The following is a 19091-nucleotide window of genomic DNA, read 5'->3' as shown; positions in this document are numbered from 1 at the left end:
GAGAAGAGAGCTCATGGAAAAAGTTGCCATTTTTGTCGACGTTCAAAACGTCTATTACACCTGTAAAGAGAAGTACCGCCAGCATTTTGATTACAACCAATTTTGGTATGTAGCCACTCAAGGGCGAGAGGTGATCAAAGCCAATGCCTATGCGATTGCTAGCCAAGATCCTAAGCAGCGCCAGTTCCACCATATTTTGCGCGGTATTGGTTTTGAGGTTCAGCTTAAGCCCTTCATTCAGCGTCGTGATGGCAGTGCAAAAGGGGATTGGGATGTCGGTATTACTCTCGATGCGATTGAGCTGGCAGAGCAAGCGGATGTGATTGTTCTGGTATCAGGAGATGGTGATTTCGAGCTATTGGTCGAACGGATTAAACAGCGTTTTAACAAAAAAGTAGAAGTGTACGGAGTACCAAGGCTGACGGCTCAAAGCCTTATTGATGTCGCCAGCCAGTTTGTTCCAATCGAGCAAGACTTACTGTTGTAGCTCACCTTCAGCAGGCACAATCTCACTATGTTGGGTATCTACCGTGCTGGTTGAAGCGGCTTGCTCTGCGTCTAATTTTTCACGTTCAGCTTTTGAAATATAACGAGGCTTATTGCTGCCGTGCAGCTTGGCATGCTTCTTTTTAAGATGCTTTTGCAGTGTTTGGTTAATTTTCTTTTTGCGGTTCATAGTCGTCTGCTCTTTGACACAAAGTCTGGGTACGTGAGGAACAAGGTGGCGCAGGATACTTGTTTTTATCTGCGATCTCAATGGGAGTTATTGGCAATGGAAAAAATGAATAGCGATCTTTTAACGGGAGAGCTACTCAGTGAGTTTCGCACCGTAGAGGCGATGGTGAACATTTATTGTCAGCGCCATCATCGCTGTCAATCTGGCCTCTGTACGTGTTGCAAAACCTTGTTGGAATATGCGCAAGTACGCTTAGATCGCTGTCCTTATGGCCAACATAAACCCACCTGCAACCGTTGCCCAATTCATTGCTATAAGCCTGAGCCGAAAGAACAAATGAGATTGGTGATGCGTTACGCAGGGCCAAGAATGTTGCTCTCTCACCCTATATTGGCGATCCGCCATCTACTGCATGAAAAACGTGCACTACCAGAAAAACCAAAGGCGCATGCATCAAATCGCCATCAACGATTGAACCGTGCGCCTTGCGATAAAATATGATCGGCTTTGCTGCGACTTATTTCCCCGCCACCCACTGGCGTTTGGTTTTGAGGCTTGAAGCCAACATATAAATACAAGTCGCCAGTAAAGCAATAAAGAGATAGCCCATTAAGCCTTGCGATCTTTGCATAAACCAATCAGCGATCACGGGGCCAACCACAGAGCCGATACTGTAGCTAAACAGCATAACTTGTGTCGCTGAGACAATGTAATTGGCATCGAGCTTATCACAACCTAAGTTGATGGCGATTGGGTACAGGGCAAACGTCGCCATACCTAAGAAAAACAAGCTGGCAGCTAATATCATCATCGTTGAATCGAACAAGGTTATGGTAATCGCCGCAGATCCAATCAAGCAAAATAGTGCCATTAATAGTGTTCGGCCCAAAAACTTTGATAGCCAAGGCACCATAGGTTGCACCGCCATGCCACCCAAAACCACAAGCGCCATTAAGCTGCCAATATCGGTATGGCTGATACCGCGTTGTTCCAATTCAACAGGCATTAGACCGTAGATAGCCCCCAAAGTGAGCCCTGAAACTCCGCAACCGAGCAAGGCGGCATGGTTTAGTTTGAGTACCTGTTTCAGCGATAGGCTGACGGCATGCTGAGTTGACGGTTGGTCAGATTCGCCATAAATCAGCACCACACTGGCGATTAATAGCAAGGTAATGATGGCAATGAAAGGCACGCCGCCTGATACGCCTAAATAACCAATCCCTAATTGGCCCAATGCCGTGCCGCCGTAAAGCGCCGCCATATAAATACCAAGGCGTTTTGCTCGGCCTTTTTCATCACCATGCAATAGCCAAGACTCGACGACTACAAAGACACCAGCCACCGCAATACCAGCAACAAAACGTGCCACTAACCAAGCACTGGCATAGTGCAGAGCAGGTAAGGCAAAAATGGTTAACATGAGTAGCGCTAAGCACCATACAAAAGCGTTTCGGTGGCCAACGCGGTTGACAACAGGTTCAACGACTAATGCGCCGATCAATAAGCCAGCGTAAAAGGCACTGGCAAGCCAGCTTGCCAATGAGCTCTCAAGCCCGTAGTGCGGCAACATCAATGGGATCAGGCTCATTAAATAGCCTGAGGCAATCGCATAAAGCGATAGCGCAATGACCGGAACGGAAATGCGAGGTGAAGACGCGTTCACAGTGATGTTGTCCATTGACTTTGCCTCAAAACCAGAATTGATGGGATATTTTGCGGCGAATATGGAGCTGATATTGAGAAAGGTAAAACGAAAAATTATGTTCTTAACGATTAATTTTATTAATCGAAAATAAAGCAAGAGAAATGAGCAGTAAAGTTGGCATAAATCGATAAAAAATGCCAACTTTATTATTGGTTATAATGATGGATTATTTCAATATGGCTTGGTTTAACCATTGATCAAATTGACTTTTTGGTAAAGCGCCATTGATCATATCGACTCGTTGACCATTTTTAAACACCATAATGGTTGGAATGCTGCGAATTTGAAATTTTGTGGCGAGGCTTTGTTCACTTTCAGTATCAATTTTTATAAAGCGAATGTTTCCTTTTCGTTCCGTCGCAGCATCACTGAATACCGGAGCAAAACCAACACACGGATTACACCAAGGTGCCCAGAAATCGACGACAACGGGTTGGCGACTATTAAGTAGTGCTTCGAAATTGGCTTCCGTTCCTTCAATGGGCGCTCCATCAAATAGGGGAGCTTGGCATTTACCGCAATTCGGGCTTTCTGTTACTCGTTCTATCGGAACTCGGTTCATTGCGTGACACGAAGGACAACGAGTATTGAATGTTGACATGGTTTCCTCTCTTTATTTTTGTGTTTTGCTCCAGTCGCATTTAACGCACTAGACTTAACGTCGGAGCAAAAGCGCGTATACTGACTGACATCAAAAGGACCTTTTGAGTCTCATTTCTCTTTCATACAATGAGTTTTTAATTTTAGGTCTTTGGATTGCATTAGAAAATACAACAAAAACAGGTTAACAATGACAAAATTCTATGCCGAAATTACAGGTTGGGGTAAATGCCTACCACCTGCAACGCTCTCAAACCATGATCTTAGCACCTTTATTGAAACTTCCGATGAGTGGATTAAAACTCGCACCGGGATTGAACAGCGCCGCATTAGCCATGTGAATACCTCGGATTTAGCTACGGTGGCCGCCCAACACGCCATTGCTTGTGCTGGGATTGATGCAACTGAGATTGATCTCATCATCATCGCAACCTGTTCGCCAGATTCTCTTATCCCAAATATTGCCTCGAAAGTGCAGCAGAATCTTGGGATTAAAAATGCAGCCGCTTTTGACTTAAATGCAGCCTGTACCGGTTTTGTTTATGGATTAGAAACAGCGACGCGTTTAATGCAAGCAAGCCATTACCGCCATGCGTTAGTGGTGGGTGCTGAGCGTCTCTCTTTTTACATTGATTGGACCAAACGTGATACCGCCGTGTTGTTTGGTGACGGTGCTGGCGCTGTTGTCTTGAGTAAAACCGATAAAGTAGTGGGTTTGCAAGATGCACAAATCGGCTGTGATGCAGAAGGGCGTGATATTTTGGCGGTGCCTAGATTTGGCTCATCGATGGATCGTTTTGCCGCTGACAATGGGTATTGGGATTTTGATTTTGTTGGGAAAGAGATTTTTAAACGTGCGGTTCGAGGCATGGGCGCAGCGGCGCAAACTGTGCTGGCGCGTTCCGGTCTTTCAACCGAGCAAGTTGATGTGGTGATCCCGCATCAAGCGAATATTCGTATCATTCAAACCTTGTGTGACTTATCAGGTATTAGCCAAGATAAAGCATTCGTTAACATTCAACACTATGGTAATACGTCTGCCGCGACCGTACCTATTGCATTGTGTGAAGCGGTTGAACAAGGGAAAATCAAACCGAATGATAACCTGCTGGTGGCCGCTTTCGGGGCGGGCTTAACTTGGGGGGCTGGGCACATCAAATGGGGCGAGCGTGTTACCGCGATTAGCCGTAGCCAAGCGCAGTTACCAGAGTGTCAGTCCAGTGCGTTAGAATTATTGGCTAATGCAATTGAGCACTGCCAGCAGCGCCCGCTATCTAAATAACGTTTAGAAAACGAATGTTCACACAGTACAAGCAGTATGAGAACAGGCCACAATGTGGCCTGTTTTACTCTCAATGCTAGGTGTATAAACTAGGCAATCGCCATGGCGAGCAGGCTAATTGGATGAATGGTTTCTAACGCGGTATTTTCTTCAATTTGCCATTTACAGGTTTCACAATCGGTAATCGCATAGTCAGCTTGCGATGTTTTGATTGCATCAAACAGGTGCGCGCCAATTTTCATTGAAACGTCATAGTTCTCTTCTTTAAAACCGTAGGTTCCCGCTAAGCCGCAGCATTCGCTGTCTAAGACCACTAACTCCAATCCTGGGATCATTTTTAATAATTCAATGGTAAAAATGACATTACCGCTGCGTTCAAGGTGGCAAGGGGTGTGGTAAACCACTTTCAAGTTAACGGGTTTCATTTTAGGCGCATTACCGCTCATGAACTCTTTGAGTAGAAAGCGCGTGACGTACTCGATTTGTTTGACCACCTTACTATTATCAACCCCTAAAACATGAGGGTATTCTTGTTGTAAGGTAAACGAACACGTTGATGAGGTGGAGAGGAGCGTCGTTTGACGATCAACTACCGCGGCTTCGATATTTTTCACATTCAATAACGCATTTTTACGTGCTTTATCGTGAAAACCATTGGCAATCAGCGGTACACCACAGCATTTCTCGTTATCCAGTAACCGTACGCCGATATTCATCGCATTCATCACAGAGACAAAATCTTTACCTAACTGCGGGTGGTTATAGTTAACGTAGCAGCCGTGGAAATAGGTCACTTGCCGGTTATACAGGGGTTGGCGTGTGCAGTTCTGCTTAAACCAACGACGAAACGTGCCGTGTGAATATTTGGGAAGTGATTTATGATCGTGCACACCAATGGTCTTGTGCATCAGTCTTTTTACCATCGGCATAGCCGTAGCAGCGTTCACTATCGGTGCAAATGGTGTGGCGATCGTGCCAAAAAGATCGGTATGGCTCAGCACGTAATCACGCACCAGCTTTGGACTCAGCGTTTTTTTACCATGTTTGCCACGCGCCACAGCAATGATATCGCCAATTTTCACTCCGGAAGGACAGGCGGTTTCACACCGTTTGCAGTTGGTGCAGAGCTTGAGTAGGTCGTCATAATACTCTGCGCTTTTAATCCTCAAGCGTTCGCCATCCGGTCCGCACTGTTTTGGCCCCGGATAGAGTGGGTTTGCTTTAGCAACCGGGCAATAAACGGTACAAACAGTGCATTTGATGCATTGATCAAAAGAGGTATTTTTGGGTGCGGCTTCAACAAAAGAGGTGCTCATGCTAATACCTCCTGAATGGCTGGTCGAGATTGAGTTTGAGCCATAATTTGAGAGGTAGCGTGGTAAGCGCTGGCAATAGCAACGCCTCCACCGCTGCCTTCAAAGACAGGATCATAACCCGCGAGCATCGAACCACAGCAGTATAAATTGGTAATGATATTACCTTGATGAGTTGGGTTCAGTGACGTGTTGGTCAGCACACCAAAGGTCATGAAAGGGTGAGAGTTTGCTGAGAAAAAGGCATGATTTCGCCATAGAGCGCGATCATGACAGCTCTCCGTCTCTAATTGGAACACGGGTTCGCTAATACCGTGATGAGAAGCCTGTAAACCTTGGCTGAAATAGCTCCCTGTAGCCATCACGAAATGGTCAGCTTGAATCGGCATATCATTGAGATTTTGAGTATGAATGGCGGTCAAACGGTTACCATCAAATTCACCACTGATGACTTTATCGCCTTTTAAATGGGTACCACCCATAGTTAAAAAAGCTCGGCTGAGTGTCTCTTCAATGCGGATGCCCATTAATGATGGCGGCATGGTCGGGACTTCATGCAACTGCAAGTTGGTTTCCAATTTGAGTTTGTTCAGTAAGGTTAACCCATCACCATTGCCCATGATGGCAGGTAGGATCACTAGATCTTGCACAGTGGCATGACGGATCAGTTGATCACAAAAACTGCGCCATGCATGTGGTTGTTTGAGCAAACGAGCAATATCGATGGAGCGCAGTTCGTTGGGGTTATGGCGAAGTGCTTCGAAACCCGGAATCGTGATATTGATGATCTCACTTGGGATAGTCGAAAATGCAGGTAGAGCGCGTAAGTTATCTTGCAGCATATGTGGTTGAAAATCTCGATAACCATCGATGGCGAGCAGCACAATACGCTTAAAATCAGCATTTGTTTTATGTTGATAAACATAAGGTTGTGATAACCAAGTGGCTTTCAATGTCCCCATCGGAGTAATGCGATAGTGGTTACTATTATCCGCTTGGTGTGTCAGCGGCATGCCGCGTTGCTGCAGCGTTTTTTGAAACCACATTAACCCTTGCGAAATAGTGTCAGCGCCAATTTTACTGTAAGGGTGATTCGGGGCTTGTTGACGTAATGCTTCCATGGCGAGCAAAGGGGATTCAACCGCTTCGCCGCTAGGCAGTTTACCCAGAACATCGATGGAACCGGATGAAAAATGCAGAGCACTTTGGCCTTGACTGATCAGTGCTGTTTTTAGGCCCGCTTGTAAGCAGCGAAGACCTGCACTGTAACCTGCAATTCCACCACCGATAATTGTGACGTCGTATTTCATCATAACGTCTCCTCACTTTCATTTTGCTTGTGTTGCGTTGGAATGTCATTGGCTCCGAACAAGCCTTCATAAATCCAGTAACTGAATTCAGCTTCGCGCAGTGCATCTCCCCAGAAAATCGGTTTAATGCCTTTCCAGCGCTCTTCTAAAAACTCAACCAACAGTTGGCTCGATTGGTTTCCCGAAACGTGACCATATTCTTGAAATAAGCTGGCGGCGCGATAGCTGCAAAGCTCTCCTTGGCATGGCCCCATACCTAAACGAGTGCGGCGACGTAAATCGACCAAGTTATTTACATCGAGTTGTTTAATTGCGTATTCAATTTCGCCCGCGGTCACCATTTCACATTCACAAATAACCGCTTGGCTCTTTGCATCATCAGATAAGAAATTTTGTGCGCGCTCACCATGGCGATAAATAGCCGATTCATAGACGGGTTTGGCAATGCTGGCGGTTTTTTTCACCTGTTTTGGGGTTTCGTTGGAGCCGGGTAGGGCGCGAGTATGAGTTTCGCAAGGGGTATTATTGCCCAGTTTTTTGGCGACTAAATCGGTCGCCCATTCTGCCATTAGGCGGTAAGTCATTAATTTACCGCCTGTAATCGTGGTGAGGCCTTTCAATCCATCGCGTTGTTCGTGGTCAAGTAATACGATGCCGCGACTGATGTTTCGGCCGCTGCCATCATCATTAATAGAGACCAATGGACGCACACCCGCATAAGCGCGTAATACACGAGTATTCGCCATGATGGGAGCCAGTTTCGCGCCTTCGGCCAGTAGTATATCGACCTCTTTTTCAGTCACGTGCAGGTTGTCAATTTGGTCGTAGTCAATGTGTTCAGAGGTAGTACCGATCAGTGAAATGGTATCACCAGGGACAAGAATATCGGCATCAGAAGGCTTGCGACAGCGGTTGATCACAAGGTTGTTGATACGATAATCAAGGATCAACAATGAGCCTTTCGCGGGGAACATTTTGATGTTGAGATCGGCGTATTCACAGATGTCTTGTCCCCATATTCCAGCTGCGTTAATCACTTCTTTGGCGAAAATCTCATATTGTTGATGAGTGCTCAGCTGTAAACAGCGCACGCCTAATACTGTGTCACCTTGGCGGATCAGCGACGTCACAATGGTTTTGTTCATGATCCGCGCACCATGCTCTTTGGCGTCTAGCACATTGGAAGCGCATAAACGAAAAGGATCGAGTGTGCCATCGGGTACTTTGATCGCGCCAACAAGGTTTGGATTAACGTGAGGCTCTAAACGCAGTGCTTCTTTGGCAGAAAGCGGCTCGGTTGTAATCCCTGCTTGAGCGCACGCGTCGATAAACGTGCTTTGAAAAGCAAGATCGTCTTCAGGCAGAGTAATGAACAGGCCGTCGGTTTTCTCTACACAATGTCTAGCGATATTTTTTAAAATTTGATTCTCTTGGATGCACTCTTTGGCCGATTCAGGATCGGTAACTGCGTAACGTGCCCCTGAGTGTAATAAACCGTGATTTCGCCCGGTGGTACCAGAAGCAATATCATCCTTTTCTAGCAAAATACACGCAATGCCGCGCAGTGCGCAGTCGCGCATGATCCCTGTACCGGTTGCTCCGCCACCAATGATAACAACATCGGTTTCAAATCGTGTGGTTGTGGTCATGGTGAAACCTTATTCGATGAAAAACTTATATTTAGTGTGGCATTTTCAATAGAAAATGTTCGATATATTGCTCACAAAAGCGCGAATGAGCGAAATTGTGTTTCATTTTGGCGGTAATTTCATCTTTGTATGTTATTTCATATCAAAATGATGAACGGTTTAACAATTTAGGTTGGGTTAATTTAACAACTGGAGTGGATTTTAGAGAACAAATGCGCTTACGAGCTGATCCGATGACTTCATTATCATGCCTCCCTTAGCAGTATGAAATCATATCTCTATCCGTTATTGCACTTGATTATGTCGTTGTTTATAGAGACACCCTTAGTTTCCTATCATTTGTTAAGCTCTGCGTTAATGAGCAGAAGATCAAAATAATGAGTTAATTAACAAAAAACGATATTGCAAGTAACAAAATTGTGTTCGAACGCTCATAAATGCTGTTTTTTAATTTTCGTGGGAAGAAAAATGTGCAAAATTTGCCACACACAAACATTGTGTACATAAAAAATAAACAAGGACACTTACTATGACTCGAACAAAACAACATACTCTTCTCGGAGAGTGTATCGCGGAGTTTATCGGCACCGGATTGCTGATTTTTTTCGGTGTAGGCTGTGTTGCTGCCTTAGTTCTTACTGGCGCACAATTTGGTCAGTGGGAAATCAGCATCATGTGGGGCTTAGGTGTGGCAATTGCCATCTATTGCACTGCGGGTGTTTCTGGAGCTCACATTAATCCGGCGGTGACCATTGCACTGGCCGCCTTCCACGGCTTCAACAAAGCAAAAGTACTTCCCTATATTGCGGCGCAAATGCTCGGTGCATTCTGCTCTGCTGCTCTGGTTTACGGCTTGTACAGCAACCTTTTTACTGATTATGAAATCGCACACAATTTTGTACGTAGCAGTCAAGAAGCGTTAGCCACAGCGGGTATTTTTTCTACCTACCCTAATGCTTCATTATCATTTGTTGGTGCATTGGCGGTCGAATTTGTCATCACAGCAGTATTAATGTTCGCTATTTTGGCACTAGGTGATGAAAATAACGGCGCACATCGCAATGCAATGAACCCATTGCTGATTGGTATTCTGATTGCGGTTATCGGTGGTTCACTTGGCCCATTGACTGGCTTTGCGATGAACCCTGCGCGTGATTTTGGCCCTAAATTGTTTGCCTACTTAGCTGGCTGGGACTACGCACTAACAGGTGCAAAAGATATCCCATACTTCATCGTACCTATCATTGCTCCTATTGCTGGTGCCTGTTTTGGGGCATGGGCTTACCCTAAATTTATTGGCGCGTACCTACCCACTGTCGGCGTAGGCTGCACCATTCCAAACCAGTGTGATGACGTAGAAGAAAGTGAGCAAGCTCACGTCTAAAATAACGATAACACTTCATAAAACGATTAACGTGAAAGATAAGGAAAAGACCATGACTGAGCAGAAATATATTGTTGCCCTTGACCAAGGAACAACAAGCTCACGTGCTGTAGTGTTAGATCATGATGCTAACATTGTCAGTGTTTCTCAGCGTGAATTTACCCAGATCTACCCTCAAGCTGGCTGGGTTGAACATGATCCACTGGAAATTTATGCGACGCAAAGTTCGACGCTAGTAGAAGCACTTGGCAAAGCAGGTATTCGCAGTGATGAAATTGCGGCGATTGGTATTACCAACCAACGTGAAACTACGGTGGTGTGGAACAAAGAAACGGGTAAACCAGTCTACAATGCGATTGTATGGCAATGTCGACGTACCGCATCCATTTGTGAAGAATTGAAAGCACGCCCAGGGCTAGAAGAGTACATTCGCGAGAATACAGGCCTAGTGCTTGACCCTTACTTCTCTGGCACCAAAATCAAATGGATTTTGGATAATGTCGAAGGGGCTCGTGAAGACGCCGAGGCTGGAAAACTGCTGTTTGGTACAATTGACTCGTGGCTCGTTTGGAACATGACACAAGGCCGTGTTCACGTTACGGATTATACCAATGCCTCTCGCACTATGCTTTTCAATATCAACAACTTGCATTGGGATGAGAAAATCCTAAAAGAGTTTGATATTCCTTTGTCTATGATGCCTGAAGTGAAGAAATCTTCCGAAGTTTACGGCCAAACCAACATTGGTGGTAAAGGCGGGACACGTATTCCTATTGCTGGAATTGCGGGTGACCAGCAAGCTGCGCTTTATGGGCAGATGTGTGTTGAGGCGGGTCAAGCAAAAAATACTTACGGCACTGGCTGTTTCTTATTGATGAACACAGGTAAAGAGAAAGTCACCTCACATAATGGCTTGCTAACAACTCTAGCTTGTGGCCCTGCTGGTGAACCTCACTACGCGCTTGAAGGTGCAGTCTTTATGGGCGGTGCATCGATTCAATGGTTGCGTGATGAATTGAAACTGATTTCAGATGCGCATGACTCAGAATATTTCGCTACGAAAGTTGATACGGCCAACGGCGTTTATGTTGTGCCAGCGTTTACTGGTTTAGGCGCGCCGTATTGGGATGCTTATGCCCGTGGTACGATTGTTGGTTTAACGCGTGGCGTGAATTCGAACCATATTATTCGTGCGACCTTGGAAAGTGTCGCTTACCAAACACGTGATGTACTTGATGCAATGCAAGCTGATTCTGGCATCAAACTGTCAGCATTACGCGTAGACGGTGGCGCGGTAGCCAATAATTTCTTAATGCAATTCCAATCAGATGTGCTTGATACCGAAGTACACCGTCCTAAAGTGACGGAAGTGACCGCGCTAGGAGCCGCCTATTTAGCTGGTCTTGCGGTTGGCTTTTGGGGAAGCTTGGATGAGCTTGCTGATAAAGCCGTGATCGATAAAACATTCGTTCCTCATCAAGATGAAGAGAAGCGCGATCGTCGCTATAAAGGTTGGAAACGTGCGGTGAAATGTGCTCAAGCTTGGGCAACTATGCACGATGACGAAGAGTAATACTTAGCCTTATGGCCTCTATGTATCCCCCTGCTAGAGGCTTTTTGCTTGGCTATTTATGCTTTTGCTCTCTGATTTATCGATAAAAAATGCTCTGTCATCGTGGCAGAGCATTTTTTTACACGTCAATTTTTATTATTTTGGGTTCATCATGCAGCGCTTTTGGCGTCAGCCGTTTTTTTTTCTCGTTGCATCTTTGCTAAAAAGTAGATGTTTACGCAGGCGATAAAACCGTTGGTGAGCACTACAGGCCATGAATCAATCATTAGTCCGTAAGCGGTAAACAGTGCACAACCAACAAAATTAAGAATACGCAGTTTAACGATATCTTTCATTGTCAGCGAGATTGCCACCATGATCGAAGCTGCATAGCCCAAAATTTCAACCACATTCATTTCCATAATTTGACCCTCTTAATATATGCCGAACGATGTCGGTACCAATCTTCTCGCCGTGAGATAAGTGAGGAAGCTCCGTGCCTCGAATGGTCATAATTGATTTACTGTGTATAAATATAACAATAGCTAATATGTGATAAAAGACTCAAAACTAGGTTCGGTGAAGGTTAGCGATTACGCAAACGTTTAATGTCTATCACATAAAATTTATCGCACTTTTTGTTGATAGAAATATTGATTTGTTTTGTGAATGTTTTGGCTATAAAAAAACCCGTCTTAAGACGGGTTTCGAAGATGGTCGGCATCAATTTTACTTTTTGCCTTGAGTCATTTGTTTATCTTTATCGGTCAGCTCGCGGATACGACGGCTAATATCACGGCGCTCTTTTGAAATTTCTGCGCTTTTGATGATGTGATCATCGACGCGATCTTCGTAATCGGCTTTCATGTTATTGATGATCGCCATGACTTCTTCGTGGGTCATATCCGGTTTCATGTAATCGAGTAAGTTTTCAAGCAGTTCAACTCTTTTACGGTTATCACGAACTTTTTTCTCGTTATCTAGCAGTTCACGTTTCAGTTTATTTTTACGGCGAGCTTGGTTAACAATTTCAAATACGATACTCATAGGTTCCTTTTCCCAACTTGAATGTCAATGCCATTGATTAAATCATATCGAGCTGATTCATAACAGCCTTTAGATCAATCCTGACTCACTCTTGATTAAGAAATAATCACTCTAGTCATGAGTGATTGTATTGGTACGGATAGGCGCTATATCATGTACCTTTCAAATCGCTATCTTATGGTATTTAGAGATGCAACTTTCAGAAATTTTAGTACCTAAAAGAAAAGATGTACCTGCAAACGCTGAACTGCATCACAGTGTTAAATTGCGTGAAGCTTATATTAGCGAGCGTGAGAAGCTGGAGATGACCGAGTTAGAGTTAAGCCGTGCAAAGATTGTGATGATTGATAGCAATGGGAAAATCATCCGAATTTCACTGTTGTTAGAACACTAATGCAACATCGATTGTGGCCTCGATTAGGAAACTCCGCTTAGAAAAAAGGAAATTATAATGAACATTGAGCTCTCTCCCCTAGAAGCACGAATTATTGGCTGCTTAATTGAAAAAGAAGTGACCACGCCTGATTACTACCCATTAACGCTCAACAGCTTGACCACCGCATGTAACCAAAAAAGTAACCGTGAGCCAGTGCTGTCATTAACCGAAGCTGAGGTTCAAGATGCCGCTGAGGGCTTGATCGCTCGTCGCCTGATGAGTGATGAAAGTGGTTTTAATAGCCGAGTGAGCAAATATCAGCACCGTTTCTGCAACACCGAATTTGGCGATTTAAAGCTGTCAAATCAAGAGCTTGGTTTGGTGTGCTGCATGCTGCTGCGTGGGCCACAAACGCCGGGAGAGTTGCGCACTCGCACTAACCGATTATGCAGTTTTACCGATGTAAAAGAAGTCGAAACTATTTTAGACGCTTTAGCCAACCGTGAATCAGGCCCGCTGGTGGTGAAGCTACCGCGTGAACCGGGTAAGCGAGAGTCGCGTTATCAACATCTCTTTTCTGGAGAGGTTGACGTTGAAAGTTTAGAGCAAACCTTTGCTCATGTTCCGGAAGGTGGGGCGACTGCTCGTATTGATCAGCTTGAACAGGAGGTTCACGCATTAAAAAATGAAGTCGCCGAGTTACGCGCTTTGGTGGAAAGCTTACTGTAAGTGAATAAGGTTTCCCACAAAGATAGCCCGGACTGGTGGGTTTATTTGGTTCGAACCCGCCATCAAGCACTGTATTGCGGTATTACAACGGATGTTGAACGACGCTTTGTACAACACCAAACAGGGAAGGGTGCAAAAGCGTTACGAGGTAAAGGGCCGTTATTATTGGTTTGGTCTCAACGTGTAGAAGGCGGTAAAAGCCTCGCTTTAAAAACTGAGCTAGCGATTAAAAAACTGACCAAATTGCAAAAAGAACAGTTGGTGGCAGGGCAAGAGAATGTTCATTTCTCTGTTAGTGGCATGGATGATTTTGGTGACGATTAGGTTTGGTCAGCGGCATTATTCGCCAATTTCATGTGCAATGTAAAAAATTGTATTAACCTTGTTTAGGGAATAATAACAACAAGGTTGGTTGCAATATGAACAGTTACAACAAATGGTCAGTGGTCTCGTTGCTCTTGTTGGCTTGTGCTTCTGCGCAAGCGGCGAACACGATAGCTGACGCACGTGGTAATGGAATGGGGAATACTGGCGTAACAACGGCCGATTATCTGCTAGCCCCATTCTATAATCCTGCTTTGGTGGCCGTGTATCGGAATAATGACACGTTTGGCGTGCTTTTCCCTGCGGTAGGTGGTGCGGCTAGAGACCCAGACAAAAGTCTAAAATCCATTGATGACCTGCAAGATAGCATCAAAGCGTTTGAAAATTCCGGTACACCCAATCAAAGTGATATTGATAAACTCAATCAGTATTTGGACCAGCTTGCCGATGACAAACCTCTTGCAGCATCGGCGGGCATTGGTATGGCGATAGCAATTCTTCTCGATCTAGTTTCACTTAATATTTTTGCGCGTGGTCACGCGGAGGTGATTGCGCGTTCTGATATTGCGGCAAATACAGGCAGTAGCGGCACCGACGTTGAGAATCGTTATAAAAATTCAACCGTTGATCTGATTGCATTTGGTTACTCAGAATTTGGCCTAGCACTGGCCAAAATATACAACATTCGTGGCCAACAATTTTCATTTGGCATTACGCCAAAAATTCAACAATTAAGAACCTATAAGCAAAATGTTTCGGTAAAAGAATTTGATCTTGCTGATTATGACAAAAGCGAAACGAACGATAATGCCTTCAATCTTGATTTAGGGGCTGTGTGGTTAATTAACGATTTTCGAGTGGGTGTTGCGGTAAAGGATCTTTTTGCTCAAGAATTAAAAACCATTGATGGTTTAAGCTCATATGATTTGGATACGCAAGTCACAATCTCGGGTGGATATGTCACTGAGTTTTTCACTGCTGCAATCGATTTAGATGCAACAAAGCAGAGTCGTTTCCAAGACCAAAAAGATGATACACAATACCTACGCTTTGGCTTAGAAGGTAATGCTTGGGGATGGGCACAGCTTCGTGCGGGTTATGAAATCGATTTAGAAGACACTTTGGACAACGCCGTGACGTTTGGCATTGGCATCAGCCCCGGAGATCTTGTCAGTTTCGATCTTGCAGGAAACTATGCTGGAGATAATCAATTTGGCATTTCTGGAAATTTAGCTTTCACCTTTTAAGTATAGGAAAGCATTTTGATGCTTTTGTTTAGTAAATGAGCGGTTATGAGTGCAAGTCAGCTTTTTTAGTGGTTTGCACTATCATTTATGAGGAACATACTTAATAATCAAGATGATATACGGGCTACTTGTTTGATCCTTCATTGGGGAGTCCGAGAATATGATGAGTGCGAAATCAGCCATTGTGTGTCATTAAATCCAGAAGTTAGTGTAATGAGAATGCCATGAGAAAAATCCTGCTCCTTTCATTTGTATTCAGTGTCAGTTTGGCAGCCTCCACTCAGGCTGCAGCGCAAGTTTTAAATGGCTATTGGCGATATCAAGAGTTTTTAGATCTTAATCCTGCGCAACAGGCTCTTACCGACCAGATGATACAGGCAGTGCGTCAACCTCCCGCTGTACTCTCAATAGAGCAAGATAAACCTATTCATATTTCTGTTGTTTATCCAGGTCAACAAGTTTCCGATTATTGGGCGCGCAATATCAAAGCCTTTGAGATGCGTTTAGACGAACTTGGGATTAGATACCAAATTAACCAAGTCTTCACTCGTCCGAATGTCGATATTCGCCAACAAAGTTTATCGTTGATGGAAGCGATCAGAAACAAATCCGATTACTTGGTGTTTACGCTTGATACCATCCGCCACCGTAAATTTATCGAGCAGTTGTTAAGTTCAAATCAAACCAAAATTATTCTGCAAAATATCACTACGCCAGTAAAAAGTTGGGGAGATCGCCAGCCTTTTATGTACGTGGGGTTTGATCATGAAATTGGCACAATGAAACTGGTGGATTACTACAAAAAGTCGGCGCCAAAGAATAGTGCTTATTCCGTACTCTATTATTCTGAAGGCTATGTTAGCGATGCACGCGGTGATAGTTTTATCCAAGAAATGAGTCGAGACAGCAAATATCACTTGGCCTCTTCGTTTTATACAAAAGCGACACGAGATAGTGCATTTGATGCAACTTTGCGTATTCTTAAACAAACACCAGATATTAATTTTATTTACGCATGCTCTACTGATGTTGCACTCGGTGCCATGGATGCGTTGCAGCAGCAAAATAGAGAAGATATTACGTTAAACGGCTGGGGCGGTGGTGAGGCTGAATTGGACGCGCTGCAAAATAGCACACTTGATGTGACTATCATGCGTGTCAATGATGATGCCGGTGTTGCTATGGCGGAAGCCATTAAGTGGGATCTTGAAGGAAAGCCGGTACCTACGGTTTACTCTGGTGATTTTGAATTGGTAACCAAAGAGGTCTCTTCAGCGTATATTGAAAAGCTCAAAAAACGAGCATTTCGTTACTCTGACCATTGATATATCGAGTCATTAATGAGTTTAAGGTCAAGCACCGTCAAGAAAAAACAAAAGATAGCTACCGTGATCACCAAATCAATGATTGCGGTGATTGGCGCATTGACGCTCAGCGTTTTATTTCAAAGTTATCAGATCAGTAGCAAAATCATTGCTCAAGAAGTGCAACGTACGGCTTCTCAAACCTCTAGTCTCATCCAGAACCTCTTTAACTTCCGTCTTTCATTACTGCAGATAAACCAAGATAGCAGCGCAAAAAATGCAGGTTTAGTTAAAGCAATTCGTAAGGGCGATAATGACAGCATTGATCAGTTCTTTTTTGGAGTTGACCAGCTAGAAGTAGCCAACACGCCTGACATTCGTTTCATTTCTGATTCTGACAGCCTGATGTGGGAAGATGGCAATGCTCAGTTTTATGGTATTGAACAAAACGAGCTGGTAAACATGTCTCGTAAAGTCGCATTAAGTAATAACTGGCATATGATCAAATCTCCCTCTCAATTGGGCTATGCCTACCTAATGGTCAGACGTACTCCCGTTATTGACTCGCAGTCCGGAGAGGTGATTGGTTTTTTGCATCTTGCTACCGTACTTAACAACAATTACGTGCTGGCAGAAACATTACGTGAAGGGAGTAACTCAGAAAATCTCGTGATGACGACGGGTGAAAAGGTCTTAGCCTCAACAATTAATGGTGATGAGACCTACACGGAACGTGATGTTTTAGAAGATAATTTTGACGCCTATAGTTTTGCCGATTACATGGTAAGCCGTACCGCGTTAACCATAGAAGGCGTACCAATTTATATTAACGTCCTCAGTGTGCAGAGCAATGAGAACGTATTGCAATTACGTGAAAATTATTTTTTTTGGATGATTTTTGCCCTTTTTGCGATGGTGATAGTCTCTATTTTGACACGTTGGTGGTTACAGCAGCGTGTCAAAAATGAAATCAGTAGCTTGATGAATTACACCCACAAAGCTGCAGAAGCTGGGAGTTATGAGCTTTTTTCTGGTTCTAAAATCTATGAATTTGATCACTTCGGCAGAACGCTAGAACACACATTTCAACGTTTATCTGAGCAAGAAAAACAATTTGAAGATCTGTTCAATTTTTCACTTTCGCCCATCATAGTATGGAGTATCGACGGTGATATCATCAAAATGAACCCATCAGCAAAGAAATATTTCATGCGTCGCAATGATCAACAGCAGTGCATTCTTGATGCATTAAAGCAAGAACTGCAGCCAAAGATACGCCTTGCGGTTGAACAAGAAACGTTCCGAGAGATAAACGTTGAAGTCGGCAATAAGGTTTTTCGCTGGAATTTATCCCCCATTATTTTTGAGCAGAGAATTGAGTCAATCATCACTCAAGGGCAAGATATTACGACAATCGCCGAGGCGGCCAAACAGAGCCGACTCGCAAGGCAAGAAGCGGAAGAGTCGGCGCGTATTCGTGCTGAATTTCTTGCAAAAATGAGCCATGAGCTGAGAACACCATTGAATGGAATTTTAGGTGTTTCTCAATTACTTAAGCGTGAAATCAGTGACCATGAGCAACTTGAACAAGTGAATGTGTTATGCAGTAGTGGTGAACATTTATTGGCGGTGCTGAATGATATCCTTGATTTTTCAAAGATAGAGCAGGGACAGTTTAGAATTCAAGAGTCTGACTTTAAGCTGGTTGAGGTCATCTCTGCCGTGGAAAGTATCTATCGGCCATTATGTGCCGAAAAAGAGATTGAGTTCAGCCTAAAGAGCAATATTCCGCCTGATATGATGATCCATAGCGATCAAGTCCGCCTGAACCAAATTCTGTTTAATTTATTAAATAATGCGACTAAGTTTACCCATAATGGGTTGATTAGCATTGAGTTCCAGCAAAAGAATAACCACCAATTGTTTATTTCGATTAGTGATACAGGTATCGGCATCAGAGAGCAAGATCTCGCGCTTATTTTTGAGCCTTTTACTCAAGTAGAATCAAACACCACACGAGAATACGGCGGTAGTGGTTTGGGGCTTGCGATTGTCAAAAGCTTAATTGAGATGCTTGGTGGTGCCGTAAACGTGAAAAGCCAATTTGGAGTAGGTACTACATTTTCTGTTGAACTCCCGCTGGTTGTCGTCAGTGACTGCGGGAAGGATATACCATCTTATGAGCGCGCGCCGCCACATGAAATGTTTGAAAAACCAATCAAAGTGTTGCTAGTCGAAGATAATCATACCAACGCCTTTATTGCTCAAGCATTTTGCAAAAAATACGGTATGGAAGTGACAAGAGTAGAGGATGGTCTACAGGCGATTGATTATGTGAAAGATCATCCAGTGGATCTTATCTTAATGGATAACCAACTGCCTTACTTAGGTGGGGTTGAAACAACCCATTTGATCAAACATGAGTTGATGATGGATGTACCTATTTATGCGTGTACAGCTGATGGTATGCAATCGACTAACGAAGCATTTATGGCCGCAGGTGCAGAGTATGTGATAGTTAAACCTATCAAAGAGAAAGCATTGCATGAGGCTTTTTGTCACTTCCAAAAACGGCAGAAATAAAGCACCGCGC

19 protein-coding genes are annotated in these 19091 nt (G+C 44.1%); 11 read left to right on the top strand and 8 right to left on the bottom strand.

Annotated elements, in window-relative coordinates; translation table 11 throughout:
- Nucleotides 1-13 precede the first annotated feature (13 nt).
- Nucleotides 14-487 (top strand): LabA-like NYN domain-containing protein, encoded by a 474-nt coding sequence (locus AACT23_RS17970; RefSeq protein ID WP_094130355.1) that lies wholly within the window; start codon nt 14-16, stop codon nt 485-487.
- Here AACT23_RS17970 and AACT23_RS17965 read toward each other — a convergent pair.
- Nucleotides 476-676 carry a DUF2986 domain-containing protein gene (locus tag AACT23_RS17965; RefSeq protein WP_010319684.1) on the bottom strand — a complete coding sequence of 67 codons (201 nt, stop codon included), beginning with the start codon at nt 674-676 and terminating at the stop codon, nt 476-478. The genes AACT23_RS17970 and AACT23_RS17965 overlap by 12 nt on opposite strands.
- A gap of 96 nt (nt 677-772) precedes the next feature.
- Between AACT23_RS17965 and AACT23_RS17960 the strand changes: the two genes are divergently transcribed.
- The gene (locus AACT23_RS17960; RefSeq protein ID WP_214650501.1) at nt 773-1177 is read left to right on the top strand and encodes a nitrous oxide-stimulated promoter family protein; all 405 of its coding nucleotides are present in this window, start codon (nt 773-775) and stop codon (nt 1175-1177) included.
- A 16-nt stretch (nt 1178-1193) separates the two neighbouring features.
- On the opposite strand, the gene AACT23_RS17955 is transcribed toward AACT23_RS17960, so the two are convergent.
- Both AACT23_RS17955 and trxC read right to left on the bottom strand, forming a co-directional pair.
- Nucleotides 1194-2354, bottom strand: coding sequence for an MFS transporter (locus AACT23_RS17955; RefSeq protein ID WP_017047243.1), 1161 nt, complete (start codon nt 2352-2354; stop codon nt 1194-1196).
- Between the two features lie 193 nt (nt 2355-2547).
- Entirely contained in the window at nt 2548-2982 is a 435-nt protein-coding gene (trxC, locus tag AACT23_RS17950) for a thioredoxin TrxC (protein ID WP_017043322.1), read from the bottom strand.
- Nucleotides 2983-3171: 189 nt separating this feature from the next.
- On the opposite strand from trxC, the gene AACT23_RS17945 reads away from it, so the two are divergent.
- A complete protein-coding gene (locus AACT23_RS17945; protein ID WP_047689650.1) occupies nt 3172-4263 on the top strand; it encodes a ketoacyl-ACP synthase III in 1092 nt (363 codons plus the stop codon).
- A gap of 89 nt (nt 4264-4352) precedes the next feature.
- Here AACT23_RS17945 and glpC read toward each other — a convergent pair whose 3' ends face one another.
- Genes glpC through glpA form a run of 3 tightly spaced genes read right to left on the bottom strand, consistent with a single transcriptional unit; the run spans nt 4353 to nt 8535 of the window.
- Complete coding sequence (glpC, locus tag AACT23_RS17940) at nt 4353-5579, bottom strand: anaerobic glycerol-3-phosphate dehydrogenase subunit GlpC (RefSeq protein ID WP_094130348.1); 1227 nt, start codon at nt 5577-5579, stop codon at nt 4353-4355.
- Nucleotides 5576-6889 carry a glycerol-3-phosphate dehydrogenase subunit GlpB gene (gene glpB / locus AACT23_RS17935; protein WP_094130345.1) on the bottom strand — a complete coding sequence of 438 codons (1314 nt, stop codon included), beginning with the start codon at nt 6887-6889 and terminating at the stop codon, nt 5576-5578. Before glpB ends, glpC begins: the two co-directional genes overlap by 4 nt.
- Complete coding sequence (gene glpA / locus AACT23_RS17930; protein ID WP_094130342.1) at nt 6886-8535, bottom strand: anaerobic glycerol-3-phosphate dehydrogenase subunit A; 1650 nt, start codon at nt 8533-8535, stop codon at nt 6886-6888. The genes glpB and glpA overlap by 4 nt, the downstream gene beginning before the upstream one ends.
- A 529-nt stretch (nt 8536-9064) precedes the next feature.
- Between glpA and AACT23_RS17925 the strand changes: the two genes are divergently transcribed.
- Together AACT23_RS17925 and glpK are read left to right on the top strand one after the other, a co-directional pair.
- Nucleotides 9065-9919 carry an MIP/aquaporin family protein gene (locus tag AACT23_RS17925; protein WP_010319894.1) on the top strand — a complete coding sequence of 285 codons (855 nt, stop codon included), beginning with the start codon at nt 9065-9067 and terminating at the stop codon, nt 9917-9919.
- Nucleotides 9920-9971: 52 nt separating this feature from the next.
- Entirely contained in the window at nt 9972-11492 is a 1521-nt protein-coding gene (gene glpK, locus AACT23_RS17920) for a glycerol kinase GlpK (protein ID WP_026029114.1), read from the top strand.
- 149 nt (nt 11493-11641) lie between these two features.
- On the opposite strand, the gene AACT23_RS17915 is transcribed toward glpK, so the two are convergent.
- Both AACT23_RS17915 and AACT23_RS17910 read right to left on the bottom strand, forming a co-directional pair.
- Entirely contained in the window at nt 11642-11893 is a 252-nt protein-coding gene (locus AACT23_RS17915; protein ID WP_013867916.1) for a YgjV family protein, read from the bottom strand.
- A gap of 307 nt (nt 11894-12200) precedes the next feature.
- Nucleotides 12201-12518: a DUF496 family protein gene (locus AACT23_RS17910; protein ID WP_010319897.1), complete on the bottom strand. Its 318-nt coding sequence runs from the start codon at nt 12516-12518 to the stop codon at nt 12201-12203.
- 190 nt (nt 12519-12708) lie between these two features.
- Between AACT23_RS17910 and AACT23_RS17905 the strand changes: the two genes are divergently transcribed.
- The 6 genes from AACT23_RS17905 (at nt 12709) to luxQ (ending at nt 19081) form a co-directional block, all read left to right on the top strand.
- Nucleotides 12709-12912, top strand: a complete 204-nt coding sequence (locus tag AACT23_RS17905; protein WP_026027876.1) for a hypothetical protein — start codon at nt 12709-12711, stop codon at nt 12910-12912.
- 57 nt (nt 12913-12969) lie between these two features.
- Nucleotides 12970-13623 carry a YceH family protein gene (locus AACT23_RS17900; protein ID WP_094130338.1) on the top strand — a complete coding sequence of 218 codons (654 nt, stop codon included), beginning with the start codon at nt 12970-12972 and terminating at the stop codon, nt 13621-13623.
- The gene (locus tag AACT23_RS17895; RefSeq protein WP_013867913.1) at nt 13624-13947 is read left to right on the top strand and encodes a GIY-YIG nuclease family protein; all 324 of its coding nucleotides are present in this window, start codon (nt 13624-13626) and stop codon (nt 13945-13947) included.
- Nucleotides 13948-14042: 95 nt separating this feature from the next.
- On the top strand, nt 14043-15194 hold the full coding sequence (locus AACT23_RS17890) for a conjugal transfer protein TraF (protein ID WP_094130335.1): 1152 nt from the start codon (nt 14043-14045) through the stop codon (nt 15192-15194).
- 224 nt (nt 15195-15418) lie between these two features.
- Complete coding sequence (locus AACT23_RS17885; RefSeq protein WP_013867911.1) at nt 15419-16519, top strand: autoinducer 2-binding periplasmic protein LuxP; 1101 nt, start codon at nt 15419-15421, stop codon at nt 16517-16519.
- Between the two features lie 15 nt (nt 16520-16534).
- Complete coding sequence (luxQ, locus tag AACT23_RS17880; RefSeq protein WP_094130332.1) at nt 16535-19081, top strand: quorum-sensing autoinducer 2 sensor kinase/phosphatase LuxQ; 2547 nt, start codon at nt 16535-16537, stop codon at nt 19079-19081.
- Nucleotides 19082-19091: the final 10 nt, after the last annotated feature.

The organism is Vibrio sp. V09_P4A23P171 (assembly GCF_963875615.1).
GTDB lineage: Bacteria > Pseudomonadota > Gammaproteobacteria > Enterobacterales > Vibrionaceae > Vibrio > Vibrio anguillarum.
This window is presented reverse-complemented; position numbering and strand designations above follow the sequence as displayed.